At 56.4% G+C, this 18,615-nt stretch carries 12 protein-coding genes; all 12 read right to left on the reverse strand.

Going from position 1 to position 18,615, the window contains the following annotated elements:
- Window position 1: 1 nt before the first annotated feature.
- The 12 genes from ACOTW6_RS12625 to ACOTW6_RS12680 all read right to left on the reverse strand — a co-directional run bounded on the left by ACOTW6_RS12625 (window position 2) and on the right by ACOTW6_RS12680 (window position 18,330).
- On the reverse strand, window positions 2-622 hold the full coding sequence (locus tag ACOTW6_RS12625) for a YfgM family protein (protein WP_062933294.1): 621 nt from the start codon (window positions 620-622) through the stop codon (window positions 2-4).
- Window positions 623-635: 13 nt separating this feature from the next.
- Complete coding sequence (gene hisS / locus ACOTW6_RS12630) at window positions 636-1,910, reverse strand: histidine--tRNA ligase (RefSeq protein WP_022649001.1); 1,275 nt, start codon at window positions 1,908-1,910, stop codon at window positions 636-638.
- 81 nt (window positions 1,911-1,991) lie between these two features.
- Complete coding sequence (gene ispG / locus ACOTW6_RS12635) at window positions 1,992-3,110, reverse strand: flavodoxin-dependent (E)-4-hydroxy-3-methylbut-2-enyl-diphosphate synthase (protein WP_003860619.1); 1,119 nt, start codon at window positions 3,108-3,110, stop codon at window positions 1,992-1,994.
- 26 nt (window positions 3,111-3,136) lie between these two features.
- Window positions 3,137-4,147 (reverse strand): cytoskeleton protein RodZ, encoded by a 1,011-nt coding sequence (gene rodZ, locus ACOTW6_RS12640; protein ID WP_047050301.1) that lies wholly within the window; start codon window positions 4,145-4,147, stop codon window positions 3,137-3,139.
- A gap of 291 nt (window positions 4,148-4,438) precedes the next feature.
- A complete protein-coding gene (locus ACOTW6_RS12645) occupies window positions 4,439-5,605 on the reverse strand; it encodes a bifunctional tRNA (adenosine(37)-C2)-methyltransferase TrmG/ribosomal RNA large subunit methyltransferase RlmN (RefSeq protein ID WP_003860623.1) in 1,167 nt (388 codons plus the stop codon).
- A 147-nt stretch (window positions 5,606-5,752) separates the two neighbouring features.
- A complete protein-coding gene (gene ndk, locus ACOTW6_RS12650) occupies window positions 5,753-6,184 on the reverse strand; it encodes a nucleoside-diphosphate kinase (protein WP_003860625.1) in 432 nt (143 codons plus the stop codon).
- 124 nt (window positions 6,185-6,308) lie between these two features.
- The gene (locus ACOTW6_RS12655; protein WP_062933295.1) at window positions 6,309-7,184 is read right to left on the reverse strand and encodes a 4Fe-4S binding protein; all 876 of its coding nucleotides are present in this window, start codon (window positions 7,182-7,184) and stop codon (window positions 6,309-6,311) included.
- Window positions 7,184-7,963 (reverse strand): dimethyl sulfoxide reductase anchor subunit family protein, encoded by a 780-nt coding sequence (locus ACOTW6_RS12660; RefSeq protein ID WP_062933296.1) that lies wholly within the window; start codon window positions 7,961-7,963, stop codon window positions 7,184-7,186. Before ACOTW6_RS12660 ends, ACOTW6_RS12655 begins: the two co-directional genes overlap by 1 nt.
- Entirely contained in the window at window positions 7,956-8,585 is a 630-nt protein-coding gene (locus ACOTW6_RS12665; RefSeq protein ID WP_047057333.1) for a DMSO/selenate family reductase complex B subunit, read from the reverse strand. The genes ACOTW6_RS12660 and ACOTW6_RS12665 overlap by 8 nt, the downstream gene beginning before the upstream one ends.
- On the reverse strand, window positions 8,582-10,960 hold the full coding sequence (locus ACOTW6_RS12670; RefSeq protein ID WP_062933298.1) for a DMSO/selenate family reductase complex A subunit: 2,379 nt from the start codon (window positions 10,958-10,960) through the stop codon (window positions 8,582-8,584). Before ACOTW6_RS12670 ends, ACOTW6_RS12665 begins: the two co-directional genes overlap by 4 nt.
- 88 nt (window positions 10,961-11,048) lie before the next feature.
- Window positions 11,049-13,376, reverse strand: a complete 2,328-nt coding sequence (pbpC, locus tag ACOTW6_RS12675; RefSeq protein ID WP_062933299.1) for a peptidoglycan glycosyltransferase PbpC — start codon at window positions 13,374-13,376, stop codon at window positions 11,049-11,051.
- 1 nt (window position 13,377) lies between these two features.
- On the reverse strand, window positions 13,378-18,330 hold the full coding sequence (locus ACOTW6_RS12680; protein WP_062933300.1) for an alpha-2-macroglobulin family protein: 4,953 nt from the start codon (window positions 18,328-18,330) through the stop codon (window positions 13,378-13,380).
- Window positions 18,331-18,615 lie beyond the last annotated feature (285 nt).

Below are 18,615 nucleotides of genomic sequence, written 5' to 3' on the forward strand. Positions count from 1 at the left end.
CTCAGACGGACAAATTATTTATTTTCATCTGCATCATTTCGCTCAGCGCAGGTGAAGCTTTACTATCCACGCCAGCTTGCCACGCTTTACGCGCGCCCGCTTTATCACCCTTACTCAGCAGTGCTTCACCGCGAAGATCGGCGACAATAGCGGCAAAGCCTTCGCCTTTAATGGTATCAAGCGTTTTCAGCGCGTCGTCGGCTTTTTTCTGCTGAACCTGGATACGCGCCAGACGCAGATTGATCACCGCTTTCAGATTATCGTCACTGGCAGCAGCGAGCCCCTGAGACAGTTGCGCAGCGGCTTTGTCCAGTTCGTTTTTATCAACATACTGCTGAGCCACTTCCAGCGCAGCCAGCGCGCCGTAGGTGTTTTTGTTGTCAGCGGCAAATTTCTCCGCAGTCGTCAGCGTTTGCGGCTGATCGGCACGGATTGCGCTAACGGTATTTTCGTAGTTCAGGGACGAACCGCGAGCAGAGTCAGCCTGATGATTGTTCCAGTAACGCCAGCCTACCAGCGCACCAACACCTAAAATAACCCCTACAACCAGTGCCTTGCCGTTTTCAGCAAAGAAGCGTTTAACCGCATCAACCTGGTCGTGTTCGTTCTCGTAAATTTCCACGCAGTCCTTCTCCTTAGCCCAATAGAGTGCGCAAGTGCGCCGCAACGCCATCCTGCGTTACCGTAGTTTGCTCACCAGAGCGCAGGTCTTTAACCACCACTTCGCCGTTGGCCACTTCGGACTCACCCAGCACCAGTGCGATACTTGCGCCCCACTTATCGGCACGAGCAAACTGTTTTTTAAAGTTGCCGCCGCCGTGGTTGGTCATCAGCTTAACGTCCGGCAGCGCATCGCGCACGCGTTCGGCAAGCTGCATCGCCGCAGACTGCGTATCCGCACCTGAGGCCACCAGGTATATATCGACAACAGGATCGGCTTTAAATTCCGGATTAACTGCCTGAACCAGCAAAACAAGTCGCTCAAGGCCCATCGCGAAGCCTACAGCCGGTGCTGCACGACCACCCAGTTGCTCGACCAGTCCGTCATAACGACCGCCGGCACAGACGGTACCCTGCGAACCGAGGCTGGTGGTGACCCACTCAAATACGGTGCGGTTGTAGTAGTCCAGACCGCGCACCAGACGCTGGTTAACGGTATAAGCAATGCCCGCCGCTTCAAGCAGCTTGCACAGGCCGGCAAAGTGTTCGCGGGAATCCTCATCCAGGTAGTCACCCAGCGCTGGCGCATCGTTCAGCAGCGCCTGTACGTCAGGATTTTTGGAATCGAGTACGCGCAGCGGGTTGCTGTACATACGACGCTTACAGTCTTCGTCGAGCTTCTCTTTGTGCTGTTCCAGGAACGCCACCAGCGCATCGCGATAATTCGCACGCGCTTCCAGAGAACCGATAGAGTTCAGCTCCAGAGAAACGTGCTCAGAAATACCGAGCGCACGCCACCAGCGGGCAGTCAGCATAATCAGTTCGGCATCGATATCGGGTCCTTGCAGACCAAACACTTCCACGCCAAGCTGGTTGAACTGACGGTAGCGGCCTTTTTGCGGACGTTCGTGGCGGAACATCGGGCCGATATACCACAGGCGCTGCTCCTGATTGTACAGGAGACCATGTTCGATGCCGGCGCGTACGCAACCCGCCGTCCCCTCAGGACGCAGGGTCAGGCTGTCGCCGTTGCGGTCCTCAAAGGTATACATCTCTTTTTCAACCACGTCGGTCACTTCGCCGATCGCGCGTTTGAATAACGGGGTCTGCTCTACAATCGGCAAACGAATTTCGCTGTAACCGTAGCTGCCGAGCACCTGCTTCAGTGTGCCTTCAATGCGCTGCCAGATGGCGGTTTCGCCAGGCAGATAATCGTTCATGCCGCGGATGGCTTGAATGTTTTTTGCCACGTTTATTCTCTTTCTATATACAAAAAAGAACCCAAAGAATGGGTTCAATCATACATGGGAAGCAGCCTGCTTCCCATCACGTTATTTTTCAACCTGCTGAACGCTGATGCGCTGCGCTTCGTCCATCATCGTCGCTTTTGCACGAATGCGGGCTTCGAGCTGGTCGATCATGTCACTATTATCCAGACGATCTTTACGAACGCCATCTTCATAGAGACCACTTTTCTTGTTACCGCCGGTCACGCCCAGCGTGGACACCAGCGCTTCACCCGGACCGTTCACCACGCAGCCGATGATGGAAACGTCCATCGGGGTGATGATGTCTTCCAGGCGCTGCTCCAGAGCATTGACGGTGCCGATCACGTCAAACTCCTGACGTGAACAGGTTGGGCAGGCGATGAAGTTGATCCCACGCGCGCGGATACGCAGTGATTTCAGGATGTCGAAACCGACTTTGATCTCTTCCACCGGATCGGCGGCCAGGGAGACGCGTAACGTGTCGCCGATGCCTTCAGAGAGCAGCAGGCCGAGACCAATCGCCGATTTTACCGAACCGCTGCGCAGACCACCCGCCTCGGTGATCCCAAGATGCAGCGGCTGATCGATCTGTTTTGCCAGCAGACGATATGATTCAACGGCCAGGAAGACGTCAGACGCTTTCACGCTCACTTTGAACTGATCGAAGTTAAGGCGATCCAGATGATCGACGTGACGCATCGCGGATTCGAGCAGCGCCTGCGGCGTCGGCTCACCGTACTTTTCCTGGAGATCCTTTTCCAGAGAGCCAGCGTTCACGCCGATACGGATTGGAATGTTTTTGTCGCGGGCGCAGTCAACCACCATGCGAATGCGCTCTTCGTTGCCGATGTTGCCTGGGTTAATACGCAGGCAATCGACACCGTATTCAGCGACTTTCAGCGCGATACGGTAATCGAAGTGAATATCGGCAACCAGCGGAACGCTCACCTGCTGCTTGATCAGTTTGAACGCCTCGGCGGCGTCCATGGTCGGCACAGAGACGCGAACAATATCCGCGCCGACGCGTTCTAATGCTTTGATTTGATTGACCGTCGCTTCTACATCCGTAGTACGCGTATTGGTCATCGACTGGACGGCGATAGGTGCCCCATCGCCGATTGGCACGTTCCCAACGTAAATCCGTTTCGATTTTCTACGTTGAATAGGAGCCTGGTTATGCATGTAAAATCTCCCGCATTGCCCGTCTGTTACTGTGCTGCTGATTGTTCGGCATTAACGGTAAGACGCGCAACCTGGTTAGTTCTGATAAAGCGGCTCAGATCGACAGGTTTTCCTTGATACTGGATCTGTACCGCTGCCGGTGCGCCGATTTTAAGCTTGTAAGGTGCCTGGCCCGTTAGATTTAACGTGCCATCTTTACGTTGCAGGCCGCTGAACAGCTTTTTACCTGTCGCGTCAGTCACTTCCAGCCAGCAATCAGCCGTAAAATTCATCACCAGCGCATTCGGGTCAACGGCAGGTGCCGCCGTGCCAGCCGGGTCAGTTGGCAGTGACGCCGCGGTGTTCTCTGCCGGTGCCGTTGCCGCAGGGGCGGTATCAACATTGGCCTGAGAAGGTGATACGACCGCGTTCTGATCCTGTGTCTGGGTGGCTGGCGCGGTATTCGCCGTCGCTTCTGGCGTCGCCGCTGGCTCGGTTGCAGGCGTATTACTTGCTGCCGCCTGAGGTTCGCTGGAGGTCGCAGCCCCTTCGGTGCTCAACGGCACGCTTTGCGCGCCGTTATTACCAGACTGATTAAGCTCAGCGGAGGACTGATCGGCCATGGTGGTGATCTCTTCCTGCTGCGCTTTGTGGTTTTGCCACCACCATGCGCCCGTCAGGCCGACAACCACAAACAGGACCAGCCAGGTAAAGCTCATCAGCCAGCCATCGCGTTTTTTACGACGTTTACCCAGAGAGAAGCTTTGCATCGGCGCAACTTTTGCCGCACGCACAGGCGCCTGCTTCTCCATCATCGGCAGTAATTCGTCTTCAGGGATATGAACCAGTTTGGCGTAAGAACGGATATAACCGCGCAGAAACGTTGAAGCCAGATCGGCGGGTGCCTTATCTTCTTCAATATCGCGAACGGTGGAAACCTTCAGGCACAGGCGTTCTGCAACGGCTTGCTGGCTAAGTCCGAGTTGTTCACGGGCGTTGCGAAGACGAACGCCAGTGGAGAGTGCTGCATTTTGATCGTGAGTGGCTTCAGTATTCATTCGCTACAACTACTGGTACGTGAAAATAAGGGTTCAGGTGCCGGTGAGTCACAATGCCACCCGCACCGCGAAACTTTAGGTCAGTTAACCTGGAACAAACAGTATAAGACTGTCGGGCCGCAGATGACAGCGCTGGCAGGCCTTCACGCTAAACTGTTGTTACGTCGTTACATACTGCCCGAAAGTCGTATGAAACGCACCGTAATTATTAATCAGTCGTGATGATTGTGACTGAATATTCAGTAAATTAATGCTTCACGGCGCAAAAAATGCGCCGTGTCTGCATAATAATCAAACGGTTTTAACCGCGATTGACTCACCCTGCATACGCTTACGCAGCGTACGTTTGGTACGGTCAATAACGTCACCCGCCAGCTGACCGCAGGCTGCGTCGATATCATCGCCACGCGTTTTACGGACAATGGTAGTGAAACCATACTCCATCAGCACTTTTGAGAAGCGATCGATACGGCTGTTCGAGCTACGGCCATACGGCGCGCCCGGGAACGGGTTCCATGGGATCAGGTTGATCTTACATGGCGTATCTTTCAGCAGTTCAGCCAGCTCGTGTGCATGCTCGGTACCGTCGTTAACATGATCCAGCATCACGTATTCAATGGTCACGCGGCCCTGGTTAGCGTTGGATTTCTCCAGGTAACGGCGCACGCCAGCCAGGAAGGTTTCGATATTGTACTTTTTGTTGATCGGCACAATTTCGTCACGGATTGCGTCGTTCGGCGCGTGAAGGGAGATGGCCAGCGCAACGTCAATCATGTCGCCCAGTTTGTCCAGCGCAGGCACAACGCCGGAAGTAGAGAGCGTAACGCGGCGCTTGGACAGACCAAAACCGAAATCGTCGAGCATGATTTCCATCGCCGGAACGACGTTGGTCAGGTTGAGCAGCGGTTCACCCATCCCCATCATCACCACGTTGGTGATTGGACGTGTACCGGTGACTTTCGCCGCGCCCACGATTTTCGCCGCACGCCAGACCTGGCCGATAATTTCCGACACGCGCAGGTTACGGTTAAAGCCCTGCTGCGCCGTAGAGCAGAATTTGCACTCCAGCGCACAGCCCACCTGAGAAGAGACGCACAGCGTGGCGCGATCGTCTTCCGGGATATACACGGTTTCAACGCGCTGATCGCCAACGGCAATGGCCCACTTGATGGTGCCATCTGAAGAGCGCTGCTCTTCCACCACTTCCGGTGCGCGGATTTCCGCCACTTCTTTAAGCTTATTGCGCAGCACTTTGTTGATGTCCGTCATGTCATCAAAGTTGTCGCTGCAATAGTGGTACATCCATTTCATGACCTGATCGGCACGAAACGGCTTCTCGCCCATCTCTTTAAAGAACTCGCGCATCTGCTGACGGTTCAGATCCAGCAGGTTAATTTTTCCATTTTTATTGGGAACCGCAGGAATGGCGACTTCGGAGGTATTCACTAATTCAGACATAATTTTTTCCGGCCTCGTTGTTACACGTTGTGGCCCTTGGTGGGTTGAAAAGAAACGCCCCGGTAAGCAGTCTGCTCGTCCGGGGCGTTGCATTGTACAAAGTCTGGCGCAGGGATGCCACGTTTGCACGCGGCATTTACGAAATTATTAGCGAGTGCGCGGACACACTTCGCCTTCAGCGAAGAAGAACGCGATTTCGCGCGCAGCAGATTCAACAGAGTCGGAACCGTGGGTGCCGTTCTCGGTGAAGCTGTCTGCGTAATCGGCGCGCAGAGTACCTGCCAGTGCGTTGTCCGGGTTGGTTGCACCCAGCAGATCGCGGTGACGCTGTACCGCGTTTTCGCCTTCCAGTACGGATACCACGATTGGGCCAGAAGTCATGAACTCGACCAGACCGTCAAAGAATGGGCGACCTTCGTGCTCAGCGTAGAAACCGCGAGCCTGCTCAACGGTCAGGTGCAGCATTTTGGTGCCAACGATCTTAAACCCTGCTGATTCAAAGCGAGCGAAGATGCTGCCAATAACGTTTTTTGCCACCGCGTTTGGCTTGATGATGGAAAAAGTACGTTCAATAGCCATTGATAACCTCTGTAAAATGTTCTGTTGTTTTTGCATACCTGAGTATGGTGTGGCGCGGATTATAAAGAGCAATAGCGCCATTGCCTATGGTTATGCATAACATTTTTTTAAAATGAGACGAAGATTAGCAACAGCTCGTATTTCGCATACCGTGTTGATGATGAAAACAGAGCGGACACTGCTTTTCATCAGACGTAAATGACCAGAAATGACGGTGGCACGTCAGGCAAACGGCTTCATATGCCGGTATGGTCACGCTTTTCGCTGTTCCTTCAGTTTGCGTCACGTTTATCGCCGCATGCTGGCATACCGCTTCGCAGCCGCCGCACCCCGTACAGTGTCCGGTTTCCACGACCAGTTCAGCGTTCTCAAACCGAATCGCGTTTTCCGTACAACTCCGCCAGCACGCGCCGCACAGTACGCAGGATTCGGCATCGAGCGTTATCTCTGCCTCGCTAAACGCAGAAAACGCCCTGCGCAGTTCACGCTGGCCGGGCACGACGCTACAGACCCGGACATCCTCACGGGGAACGTGCATCAGCGCACGCCGGGCGGTATTAACCTCGTTGACGGGTATATGTTTAAACGCCCACGCCGCTTCACCGCGTCGACGAAGCGCCAGATTCAGCCGGGCAATCGCCAGCAACCAGTCAGGATTCTGCTCCGCGTCGATACTGATAAAACGAACGTTGTGCTGCGCGTGCCACAGCAGAAGCTCATTCACCTCTGGCGCACGGTCAGTAAAAGGCCCAACAAGCGTATCGCCACACAGAAAGCGTTTTCGCGGCGTGATGCCGGTGATGGCCTCAGCGGGGCAGACGAACAGGCAGTCACCGCATTCAATACAGCGGCTGTCATCAACCGAGACGCCTGAGTCGGTAAAAGAAAAAGCCTGCACAGGACAGACGTCCGCGCAGGCGAGGCAGGAAGCATGGCGAAAACGGCGACGGACGCACGCATGCGTCACGTCCATCGCCGGGGCAAAGGTCAATCCGCCCATCAGCCAATACTGAAGAAAACGAAGCGCAGCATCAGCTCACCGACAATCAGCAATGCGCTTCCCAGCAGCATGGGAGATCGCGCCGCTTTCAGACCGCCCGCAGCAAAGCACAGCATACCCGCAACGGATACGCACCAGCTCAGCAGATGCACGGTTCGCAGTTGCTCCAGCATCTGTAGCGGTGCGTGAGGGAACGTCACCACGGTGTTGTCCATAGCCGTAATATCTGCCAGCCAGACGGGCTGCATCACCAGACGCACAAGCACCAGCAGCGTGATAATGACAACCGCCGCACGCACGGTAGTCTGGGAACGCGTCCCAACGGCCATGCAGGCTGAACCGATAATCCCCACCGAACCGATAAACAGCACCAGAGTGTTAACATGCTGCCATGTCACCACGGATGCGTGCATGTAGATCTGCGCCATGCAGAACACATCGACTAAACCAACCAGACCTGCCACAACCAACAGTGGCTTCCAGCCTGGCTTTTTGACAAACATCAGCAAGGTTGCGAGACCAAGTGCCGCAAGATAAAGACTGGCAAAGATAATCTCACGGCTCAGCCAGGAGCTGGATACGTGGCGCAGCGCGTTAAGAGCATTAAGCGGATAGCCCATGTGCAGCGCGGAGGCGAGCAGCCCCAGGCTCGCCAGCACAAACGCTCCGGCAGCCGGCAGCAGCGCGCTGCGTTGCGTGCTTCCGAACGCCAGCCACAGCGTAACGCCAACCGATCCTTGCAGGAACAGCGTAAAAATCAGCAGCGGTAACTCATGCATGACGTTTCCCCTCTTTCTCTGCGCCCTGATGCGCTTTGATCACCAGGTTTGGTTTGGTGATGGAGGAATCAGGCAAACCTTTCACATCACAGACCGCACCATACTTCGCCCGCAGTTCATCAATCGGCCCGAATTTAATCGCTTCGAGTGGACAGGTTGCCACACAGACGGGCTGTTCTCCCTTCGCCTGGAGATCCACGCAGAAATCACATTTGGACATCTGCCCGGTCTGCTCGTTGAGCTGTGGCGCGCCGTAAGGGCAAGACCATGCGCAGTAGCCGCAGCCGACGCACTTATCAGTATCAACGCGCACAATGCCGTCCCCCGGACGCTTATGCATCGCGGTGGTCGGACAGTTCTTGGTGCAGACAGGGTCTGCGCAGTGGTTACAGGAAATGGAGAGCGTGTAGGCAAAAACGTTGTTGCTGACGCCGCCCTGCCCGGTCGGGATAAAACCCCCGCCATTAACTTCATAAACGCGACGGAAACGACGTCCGACCTCAAGGTTGTTTTTATCTTTGCACGCCACCTGGCATGCCTTGCAGCCCGAGCAGCGAGAAGAGTCGATATAAAAACCCAGCTGTTTGTCGCTCACCGGTGCGTAATGTTTAAACTGACTCATGCTTTAGCTACCTCCACCAGCATGGTTTGATGGGAATTCCCTTTCGCAAGCGCGGTAATACGGGCGGAACTGAGCACATTAGCGCAGCCGCCTTTATCGATACCCTGCGCGTCCGGCTGCCACCAGGCGCCTGCCTGCATGGCCACCACGCCTGGAATGATGCGCGGCGTGACCTCCGCCGGGATCTCGCAAATGCCGCGCGCGTTATGAATACGCACGTTATCCCCCTGCGCAATGCCGCGCTTTTGCGCATCCTGCGGGTTGATCCACAGCTTTTGCTGCTGCGCCTCAATTAACCACGGGTTGGCGTACTGGGTGGAGTTAGCGCGGTTCTTCCCTTTCCAGGTGATCAGCTGGAGCGGGAAGGTTTTCGCCAGCTCGTCTTCCGGCCCTTCATGGGCAGGCACGTAGTGCGACAGCGCCGGAATTTCCGGGTGATGCATGTCGTACAGACGCTTTGAGAAGATCTCAATTTTACCGGACGGCGTCGGGAACGGATGATTCTGCGGATCGCGAATGTTGTCTTCAAAGGCAACGTACGGCGCGCTTTTGAAAAGATGCTGACGCGTCTTCTGTAGCGTCGCGAAGTCCGGCAGGTTTTCATCCGGCATGGACAGCCGCGTCTGCTCCCAGATGTGCTCAATCCACGCTTTTTCGTCACGACCCTCGCTGAACGCTGGCTCGACGCCAAGCTTAGCAGCGACTTCCCGCAGCCAGTCGTAGTCTGAACGGCGTTCAAATTCAGGTTCAATCAGCTTTTCGGACAGGATCAGATAGCTTGCCGTGCCCCAGGTTTCGCCGATATTCCAGCGTTCCATAAAGCTGGTTTCCGGCAAAAGCAGGTCGGCGTATCTGGCGCTCGGCGTCATAAACAGATCGCTTGCGACGATAAACTCGATTTTCGACTCGTCTTCCAGGACACGGGTTGCCTGATGAAGATCCGGGTTCTGGTTAGCCAGATAATTGCCCGCCAGCGAGAACAGGATGCGGATATTGCTGTCCAGCTTCTCAGCATCCTTCAGGCCATCTTCCGCGGTTACCTTAGAAGCATCATCCGCGGCCTGCACCCAGTTCATGACCGAAATTTTGGCTTTGACCGGGTTGTCCGGCATCTCTGGCCCGGCCGCAAATTTGCGGTTTGCGCAGCCGCCATAGCCTGCTGCCCAGCCGCCTTTCACCCCGACGTTACCCGTTAGCGTGGCCAGTATCGTCGAGCCGCGCGCGGTGCGCTCGCCGCAGTTGTGACGCTGCGGACCCCAGCCCTGGATCAGCGCGGCGGGTTTGGTGGTTGCGTAGTCGCGCGCCAGCTGACGAATAGTTTGTGCAGGCACGTGGGTGATTTTCTCTGCCCACTCGGGCGTTTTCGCCACGCCATCCTTTGCACCGCTCAGGTAAGCCATCAGGGATTCATTGGCCGGAACGCCCTCTGGCATGGCGTCTTCGTCAAAGCCCAGGGTGTAGCGCTGAATAAAGTCGCGATCGTGCAGATTCTCCGTGACGATCACATACATCATCGCGTCCATCAGGGCGTTGTCTGTTGTGGGAAGCAATGGGATCCACTGATCGGCAAGGGAGGAAACCGTATCGGAATAACGTGGGTCGACAACAATGAAGCGCGTGCCGTTTTGCTTCATCTTCTGGTAGAAGTGGTTGCTGTGCCCGAAGATGGTTTCCGTCGGGTTATGCCCCCAGAGAATGACCAGTTTGGTGTCCAGCAGCGTGTCCAGAGAGCTGCCGCTGGCGGCGGTGCCATAGGTATACGGCGTTGCCGCCGCCGTGTTACCCATACTGACCGAGTGATAGCTTTCGAGATAGCCGCCGGTTAAGTTGAGCAGACGACGAACCATTTTATCGCCGGAAAAGGTCCCGCCGGACACCGCGGTGCCCACATGAACATATCGTGACGCAGCACCGTATTTTTGCGTAATAGTTTTTAATTGATTCGCAATAAGGGTGGTGGCTTCATCCCAGGTAATACGCTCGAATTTTCCTTCACCACGTTTACCTACACGTTTCATTGGATATTTCAGTCGATCGGGGTGATAAACAAATTTCCGATAAGCCCGACCACGAACGCAGGCGCGCATCACTGGCATCTGCGGATCCAGCGCGTTATCCGGACGCGTTGAAATTCGGGTCACAACGCCATCACTGACGTGAGCACGAATATCACACTTGCCGCCGCAGTCAAACGTACTACAGGTTTGCACCACTTTTTCTTCAGGCGTAGCGTCTGAAACCGCCGCGCCCTGTGCCTGTACTTTGCCGGTTTTGACGACAAACGGCAGGGCGGCGAGCGCCGACCCTGCCTGAATAAACTGACGCCGGGATATGGCGGGAATAAGCCCTTCTCCCTGATGTTTATTTTTTTTCATTGCTCGTTCCTTCAAATAAAAACGCATTCTCGTTTTTTTTCAGGAACGAATATTGATAATTATCAAGCTAACTCTTGAGGAGTAACACTTAGCGATCTAATTCAAAATTCACCGTCGCCGTTTGTCCTGTTTCATCCAATACAATTAATTGATATTTACCCGGTAAATATAATTGTAGTGAATAATTCTTCTGATGCCCGTCCAGCGGTTCGCCATTCAAAAACCACCATCGTTGCCCCTCTCCGCCGCTGGTTGAAACGTTGAGGGTAATATTTTTCTCACCTGGAAGACGTTTAATTACCGCCCCTTCTCTGACGCCTGACAACATCAGCGGCGCCGCATTATGGTTATCCAGCGGAGGGCAAACCGCTGAACGGGCGGGGAGACGAGCAGCCCGTTTTTCGGCAGCAGGCAGCCAGGGCTCCAGCGGCAGCGGCCAGACATCCAGCACTTTCTCTGTCGCATCAGGACAATCCGCCGCAACGCGTTTGCCTTCTTTATCCAGCCAGACCGGGAAACGGATCCCGCGAATACCTTCCTGTTCCGGCAGCAGCAGCGTAGGCGGTTCACTGCCTTCCAGCAGCCAGGTTGACAGCCGACGCCGACAGTTTTCGCTCCCTTCAGGCAGGGACTGGCCGCCCGGCCAGCAAATCACGCCCCGTCCTACGCTTGCAGGACGCGGATCGCGCGGCAGGCGCGCTTCATCCACCATCGAGCGGGACTGAAGCATATTATTGACCTGATTCAGGAGCGGTACCGCGCTGGCGAAACCAAACTGCCCGGCAACGGGCGTGCCGTCCGGGCGTCCGGTCCAGATTCCAATGACATACCGGGCATTCAGGCCGATGGCCCAGGCATCCCGGTAGCCATAGCTGGTGCCCGTTTTCCACGCCAGCGGCGCAACCTGGGGCAGCGCACTGTCCGGCAGGGGCTGTGCTTCATTAGCGAGAATGCGACGAATGATCCACGCCGCCCCCGGCGACAGCAGCGGACGTTCGATCAGCGGATCGCCCGGCTGTAAACGCAGTCGGCCCGCCTTACCCTGACGCGCAAAGGCGCTATAGGCGGCAGCGATATCAGCCAGCCGTGCGCCTGCACCCCCCAGGATCAGGGAGAGGTTGGGCTGTGCCCCCGCAGGCAGAATGAGCGGTAATCCCGCGTTGCTCAGCATTCCGGCAAAACGTTTTGGGCCGTACGCTTCCAGAACCTGCACCGCAGGCAGGTTGAGGGAACGCACCAGGGCTTCGCTCATACTGACCGGCCCATGGAAGCCGCTGTCAAAGTTGCCGGGACGATAATCCCCCGTTTTTCTTGGCACATCCTGTAATAACGAAGCGGGATGGATCAGACCATCGTCCAGCGCCATGCCATAGATGAATGGCTTGAGGACCGATCCCGGCGATCGGATCGCATTGACCATATCCACGTGGCTGAAACGGCTGTCATCATTGATATCTACCGAGCCTACCCAGCCACGCACTTTCATGGATGTATGATCCACGACGATCATCGCCAGCGAACTGCGGGCAGGCAGGCGTGATTTCCAGTTCATTGCCAGCTCTTCAAGCTGTCGTTGCAATGCTGCATCAAGCGTGGTGACTATTTTTGTGTCACGACTTTTACTCAGCATCATGCGGGAAAGGAGCGGCGCCAGCTGCGGCATCTGCCGGGGGGCCAGCCAGACCGGCTCTTCACGGGACTCTTTGACCTGCTTTTCAGACCAGACGCCCTGAGTCAGCATGCGGTCGAGCACTTTGTTCCGCGCCGCTTCGGCACGCTCCGGCCAGCGGTCCGGGCGCAGACGGCTGGGTGCCTGTGGCAGTACAGCCAGCAGCGCCGCGTCGGAATAGCTCAGCTGAGACGGCGGTTTGCCAAGGTAAGTCCAGCTTGCCGCGCCCACGCCCTGCAACGTGCCGCCAAACGGGGCACGGTTGAGATACAGCGTCAGGATTTCACGCTTGGAGAGATGCCACTCCAGCTGCATCGCCCGCCAGAGCTGACGGAATTTGCCGCCAAAGGTACGCGGATGCGGATCCAGAAGGCGTGCCACCTGCATGGTAAGCGTGCTCCCGCCGGAAACCACTCTCCCGGAGGTGAGATCCTGCCAGGCGGCACGCAGTACAGAAAGCGGATTGACGCCCGGGTGATCCCAGAACCAGCGATCTTCATACTGGATCAGCGCCTCGAGATAGCGTGGTGAAACCTCTTCAATGGTAACCGGATAGCGCCAGATGCCTTCGCTGTCGGCAAAACGCCACAGCGGAACACCCTGCTCATCCACGACCACTCGCGCAGGGTTGACCTCTTTCAGGGGCAACGGCCACACGCGGTCAGCGACGACAATCAGCCCCCCTGAAACGAGAAGCGCTCCCGCCAGCCACAGCCAGCGGGAGCGAATCAGGCGTGCTATCCGCATTTTACGGAACAACGATCAGCGGGCCACTGGCCGCCCCCGTTGCCCGCCACTGCGGAACATACATGGACTCGACCATCGGAACAGGCACCTGGTAGGTTCCCGGCGTAACGGCACGGGCCAGGTAAACCAGCGTGACCGGCTGACCTTCATTGACCGGCACCGCGGCCACAAAGCGATCGTCGCGGAATTCCATGTGCTGAATATCAGACTGTTGCATCTGATTGAGCAGGTTTTGCACTTCACTGCCGCTGTCCTGCAAGCTGGCGCTGCTGCTCGCCAGATTCTGGTTTTCCAGCTCCAGACCTGCCGGGAGTAGATCCACCACCAGCGCATCCGGCACGTTCTGGCTGGCCTTCACTTCCAGCCATACCAGAACCAGTTCACCGCTCTTCAGAGAAGAGAGCGACTTGCTGCCGCCGTCTGTCGCCAGGATATGACGTTCAATCTGCAAGACATTAGAGGATGGCTGAGGCGCATACTCCGGATAGCCAGTCGTGTCCAGTCGTACCCACAGCGGCGTAGTGCCGGTATTCGTCACCTGCAACGCATCAAGCTGAGCGCCGTTCAGGTTTTCTACCTGCGCTTTATCACTGCTCTGGGTCTGTTCAGAGAGGCTGGTCGTTGCCTGCCACGCACCTGACAAGGTTTGCAGTGAACGTCCGGCCAGGAACAGCGCATTGCTCTCCTGGGTAGACAGCCAGCGCTGGCTGAACGCGTCTTCAGATAACGCGTTCAGCAGCCTGTTTTGCGCATCCGGCAGCAGCTTGTACTCTTCCAGCAGGGAGAGCATCAGGGCATTATCACGCAGCTGGCTGCCGTAATCCGCCATCCAGTTTCGGCTGTCGTTACGGGGAGTTTTGAGAGCCAGATCCAGCGCCTGCTGGCTGCGCGGTGCATCCCCCATCAGTTTGAGTGCCATGCCCAGCTGCATCAACGGAAGCCCGGAAGCAGCCTGAGCGTGGCGATCCCAGATTTCACGCAGCGCACCGAGCGGCGCTTTTTGCTGACGAGCCAGCACCAGCGAAGCATACGCCTGGACAGCAAATTTGCTGGCCTGGGTGTCGTCGCTGTAGCGGATGGACATCATCCCCGGATCCTGTAAATAGCGCAGCAGTCGGCTGTTGGCGTTATTCACTGCCTCGGCAGGCACGCTGTAACCCTGCTCCCCTGCCCGCACCAGGAAGTCCGTGACATAGGCGGTCAGCCAGTACTCTTCCGGGCCGTTTTTATCCCACAAGGCAAAACCGCCATCGTCACGCTGCATTTGCAGCAGACGGGAGATCCCGATATCAATGGCCGCACGGCGTTTATCGTCAGTATCGCCCTTAATGCCCAGTGCCTTCAGCTGTGCCGCGTTGGTGTAGAGGGACGGGAACAGGCCGCTGGTGGTCTGCTCAAGACATCCATACGGATAGGCCTGAAGTTCACGAATGTAGCGCGCCAGGTTCAAAGGTGGTTTACCGCTGAGCAACAGCTGCCCCTGTAGCGTGGCAGGCGAGAAACCGGCGATATGCTGTGCTGGCGCGCTCCAGGATTCGCCAGGGTTCAGCATCGTACCCGTATTCACGGTTTGCGCCGGGAATGCGGGACGCACGCCAATTTTCCAGCTCTTCTGCTGCGGCGCAAACGTCTCACCAGGGAGCTGAAGTCCCGTCACCTGAGCAGTCACTTCCCCATCGCCATAGCCCTCCAGGGCACGCACCGGAATAAATAGGGTGGTACGTGCGCCAGGCGGCAGCTTAACCGGCTCTGGCTGAGCGCCTTCGAGCGACAACTTATCGGTTGCGGTTAACGCAATGTTCAGCGTTTGCGGCTGGTCAGTAAGGTTGGTCAGGTCCAGCGTCAGGCGAGAGGTATCGCCACTTGCGAGGAATCGCGGCGTATTAAGCTCGGTAATAATCGGTGCCGCTACAATGATTTTGCTTTCGCTGCTGCCGAAATCGTCTTCCGTCCAGGCCTGCGCCATCAGACGCAGTTCGCCGTTGAAATCGCCAATCGGCAGCGTGATGGTGCCTTCGCCGTTGGCATCAAGCGTAACCGGCTGCGCCTGCTGGGCAATTATGGTGACATGGTTCACCGGTGGCTTACCGCCGCGTTTCAGTTCATCGCCGTCTCCGCCGAAGCGCAGTGCGGCCAGACGTCCCTGACCTTCAATCACCTGGCCGTAAACATCATAGATGTCCGCGCCATAGCGCTTCTGACCGAAGAAAGCTTCCCACGGATCCGGCGTGACGTAGTCGGTAATGTTCAGCACGCCGCTATCGACAGCCGAGACCAGCACGTTCACCTTCTGTGGCACAGTCCCCTCTTTTACGCTGGCTTTCACTTTCACAGAAAGCGTCTGGTTCGGACGCATTTTTTGCGGGTTATCCAGTGCGATGTTCAGGCGACGATTTTCGTCTCCCATTGGCAGATGCAGCAGGCCAACCGCCCGTTTTGGCGTGGCGGATTTGGATTTATCGCCAGGACGAACCACCAGCGTGCTGAGGTAAAGATCGTGACGTTTCCAGGCCTTATCCACCGGAATGGCGAGATCCAGACCGTTTGCTGGCACGTCAATCTCTTTCCACCACAGCGGTCCTTCGCTGGATTCGATCATTGCATAGCCCTTGCCTGCGGCTGGCGCTGCAATATGCAGGTTGATGGTATCGCCTGGCTGATAGGATGGCTTATCCAGTTTCAGCGTCACACGATCCGGGCGAGCAGCGCCCGTGCCATCGCTGTTATCCTGCCAGCTGTACCCCGCCCAGAAGCGCACGCTGCTGACCATGTCATCAGGGGCTTTCACTTCCAGACGGTATGAGCCCCACTCCACCGGGAAGGTGACTTTACCGGTTTCATCGGCCTTGAGGTTTAGCTCCTGTTCGCCCTCAACCAGATCTTTTTGATCAAACTGGGACTGCCAGCCCTCACTCTCGGACCAGTTCCAGAAGTAGTCGCGACGCTCACGGATCAGACGCACCTGCAAACCGGATACCGCTTTTTTCGTCCCGCTGGCATCGGCATAGACGATGTCAAAGCTGGCGTTGCCGTTTTCATCGACAATCGGCTGATTGACGGTGGTATCGGTACGGTAGTCGTAAACGGCCTTGCTGGCGAACTGTGGGCGGATCCCCGGAAGTTCAGCCGCAGGCCAGATAGCCTGCTCGGCGCGTCGCGTTACCGGACGCCCACCTGATTCCAGCAGGCTGGCCTGCAAAATCAGTTGCAGCGGCGAGTGCACCTCTTTCCACTGGCTTTCGGTGGTAACCTGTCCGCGCCCCTGTTCGTCCAGCGTAAGCTGAACTTCATCCAGGCTGCGGCTCAGGTTCTCCTCGGCAATATCACCGAACTGGAAGCCAGGCAGTGCAGGCACCGCGTCACGTAGCGGACGCAGGAAAAGCTGGCCTTGCAGAGAATTGCCGTTAGCTGGCGCGCCATACAGGTAATAGCCCACAACGTTAAAGTCGACATTATCTTGCGGGGAAACCGGCGTTTTTTGCCCGGTCAGATTCAGCGCCATACGCTCAGGCATAAAATCTTCGACGTGGAAATCCCACATGCGCTGCTGGTTATCGCCCGTATTCGCGCGAATATGCCACATGCCGGTCTGGGCGCCGCTATCAAGCGGATAGTTGAAGCGATAAAGGCCGTTCTCAGGTTGCACAACGACCGTACGCGCCACCTGTCCGTCCGGACGCAGCACGTCAAGTTTTACCGGCTGATCGGGAAGCGGTTTGCCATCGCTGTCGCGAAGCAGGCCGTTCAGGATCACAGTTTCACCCGGACGATAGAGATCGCGCGGGCCAAACATAAAGAACTGTTTGCTGTAACCCGGGTTACCGGCGATATCAAACTCCGCCAGATCCAGCGCCGGAAGTTTGAGGTCGAGAAGCGTCGTCTGGCCATCCTTACTGGCCAGGATCAGCGCGGCTTCTTTATCGGTTTCCAGTTTCGCATGACCATCGGCGTCGCTGTTCGCCTCGGCCAGGGTCTGCCCTTTATCGTTCAGAAGGGTAATGGTCACGCCTGACTGCGCCGCACCGTTTTCAAGACTCTGGGTGAAGATGTCCAGGCGGTTATGATAACGGTGAGCGGACAGCCCAATATCACTTAAGGTAAAGAGCGTCGCGGCGTTACTGTAGTTATAGTGACCAGCCTGATTCATCACGGCGATATAGACGCCAGACTGCTGGAGCGGCTTAATATCTTTAAGCGGCAGGAGCAGTTTTTCACGCGTGTTGCGCGCCGGGTTGAGGTCGAAACGGCCAGTGTAGACCAGTTCCGCCATCTTCAGCAGGTTGTCAGATTCCCAGTTGGTCAGCGAGTTACGGTACTCCCACTGGCTGACAAACGAGGCCAGCGACTCCGGCTTCACACGATAGAAGTTCACGTCCACATTGTTGACGTTGAGCGCCATCACTGGCAACCCTTCCACCACCTTACCCGGCAGCAGCGATCCGCGGCTGGCGAATCCGACCGTCGGTTCAACATCCCGGGTGGTGATCGCTTTTTCATAGTCAATGCCGAATGTCGCTTTGTTCAGCGCCAGCAAATCACGTTCGACGGTGACGACCAGATTACGATTCGGCTCCAGATGGCGCAGGCGCAGCTCTTTCAGATTGGGGGCCAGTTCCCAGGCGCCGTCCACTTTGCCGCTTTTTTTATCTACCACGTGCACCGTTTTCGCAAAATCCTGGCTGGGATCCAGCGGTACAGAGAAGGTCAGAACCAGCGTCGCGGCGCCGTCGAGTTGCACTTCAGAGGCATCCAGCAGCGTCAACGCCTTACCCTGACTCTGCGCGGCCAGCTTAGCCAGCTTTTCAGGATCCGGTGTTGCCGGGGTTTTCTGTTCTGATGCAGTAGACGCTGCGGGGGCAGCGGCCTGAGGTTTGTCATCGCTGTTATCACAGCCGACAAGCGTAAAGGTGGTGAGCAGCGCGAGAGAGATCGCAGCTAAGCGAAACGGTTTCATCCTGTGTCCCTGGCCTGATGGGCCTGTTGGTCGTCGTCCGGATAAGTATTATCCGCAAGTTTCGTTAATACAAAAAGTCCAATTTTATAATCTTGAAAACGCCTCGCAGATTGGCATCACGCTGCCACACCGTGTTGGAACCGCGATCACAGCGCATAACGTAACATGTTACCTTTCGCGTCATTTGTTTTTAAAACAAGAAGATAGCTGGATAAGCTCGCATCAGGCCTGCTAGTTTTATGACCATGACGCACCCCGAGTGCGCGGTTCAATAAGAGAGAAAGC

This window comes from Enterobacter cloacae complex sp. IR5403 (assembly GCF_049238705.1).
GTDB classification, from domain to species: Bacteria; Pseudomonadota; Gammaproteobacteria; order Enterobacterales; family Enterobacteriaceae; genus Enterobacter; species Enterobacter hormaechei_C.

Bases quoted from the DNA above. Each gene is read 5' to 3' on its own strand.
- rodZ (WP_047050301.1), bottom strand. From the start codon at position 4,147: ATGAATACTGAAGCCACTCACGATCAAAATGCAGCACTCTCCACTGGC.
- ACOTW6_RS12655 (WP_062933295.1), bottom strand. From the start codon at position 7,184: ATGGGCGGATTGACCTTTGCCCCGGCGATGGACGTGACGCATGCGTGC.
- ispG (WP_003860619.1), bottom strand. From the start codon at position 3,110: ATGCATAACCAGGCTCCTATTCAACGTAGAAAATCGAAACGGATTTAC.
- ACOTW6_RS12670 (WP_062933298.1), bottom strand. From the start codon at position 10,960: ATGAAAAAAAATAAACATCAGGGAGAAGGGCTTATTCCCGCCATATCC.
- ACOTW6_RS12645 (WP_003860623.1), bottom strand. From the start codon at position 5,605: ATGTCTGAATTAGTGAATACCTCCGAAGTCGCCATTCCTGCGGTTCCC.
- ACOTW6_RS12680 (WP_062933300.1), bottom strand. From the start codon at position 18,330: ATGAAACCGTTTCGCTTAGCTGCGATCTCTCTCGCGCTGCTCACCACC.
- pbpC (WP_062933299.1), bottom strand. From the start codon at position 13,376: ATGCGGATAGCACGCCTGATTCGCTCCCGCTGGCTGTGGCTGGCGGGA.
- ACOTW6_RS12660 (WP_062933296.1), bottom strand. From the start codon at position 7,963: ATGCATGAGTTACCGCTGCTGATTTTTACGCTGTTCCTGCAAGGATCG.
- ndk (WP_003860625.1), bottom strand. From the start codon at position 6,184: ATGGCTATTGAACGTACTTTTTCCATCATCAAGCCAAACGCGGTGGCA.
- ACOTW6_RS12665 (WP_047057333.1), bottom strand. From the start codon at position 8,585: ATGAGTCAGTTTAAACATTACGCACCGGTGAGCGACAAACAGCTGGGT.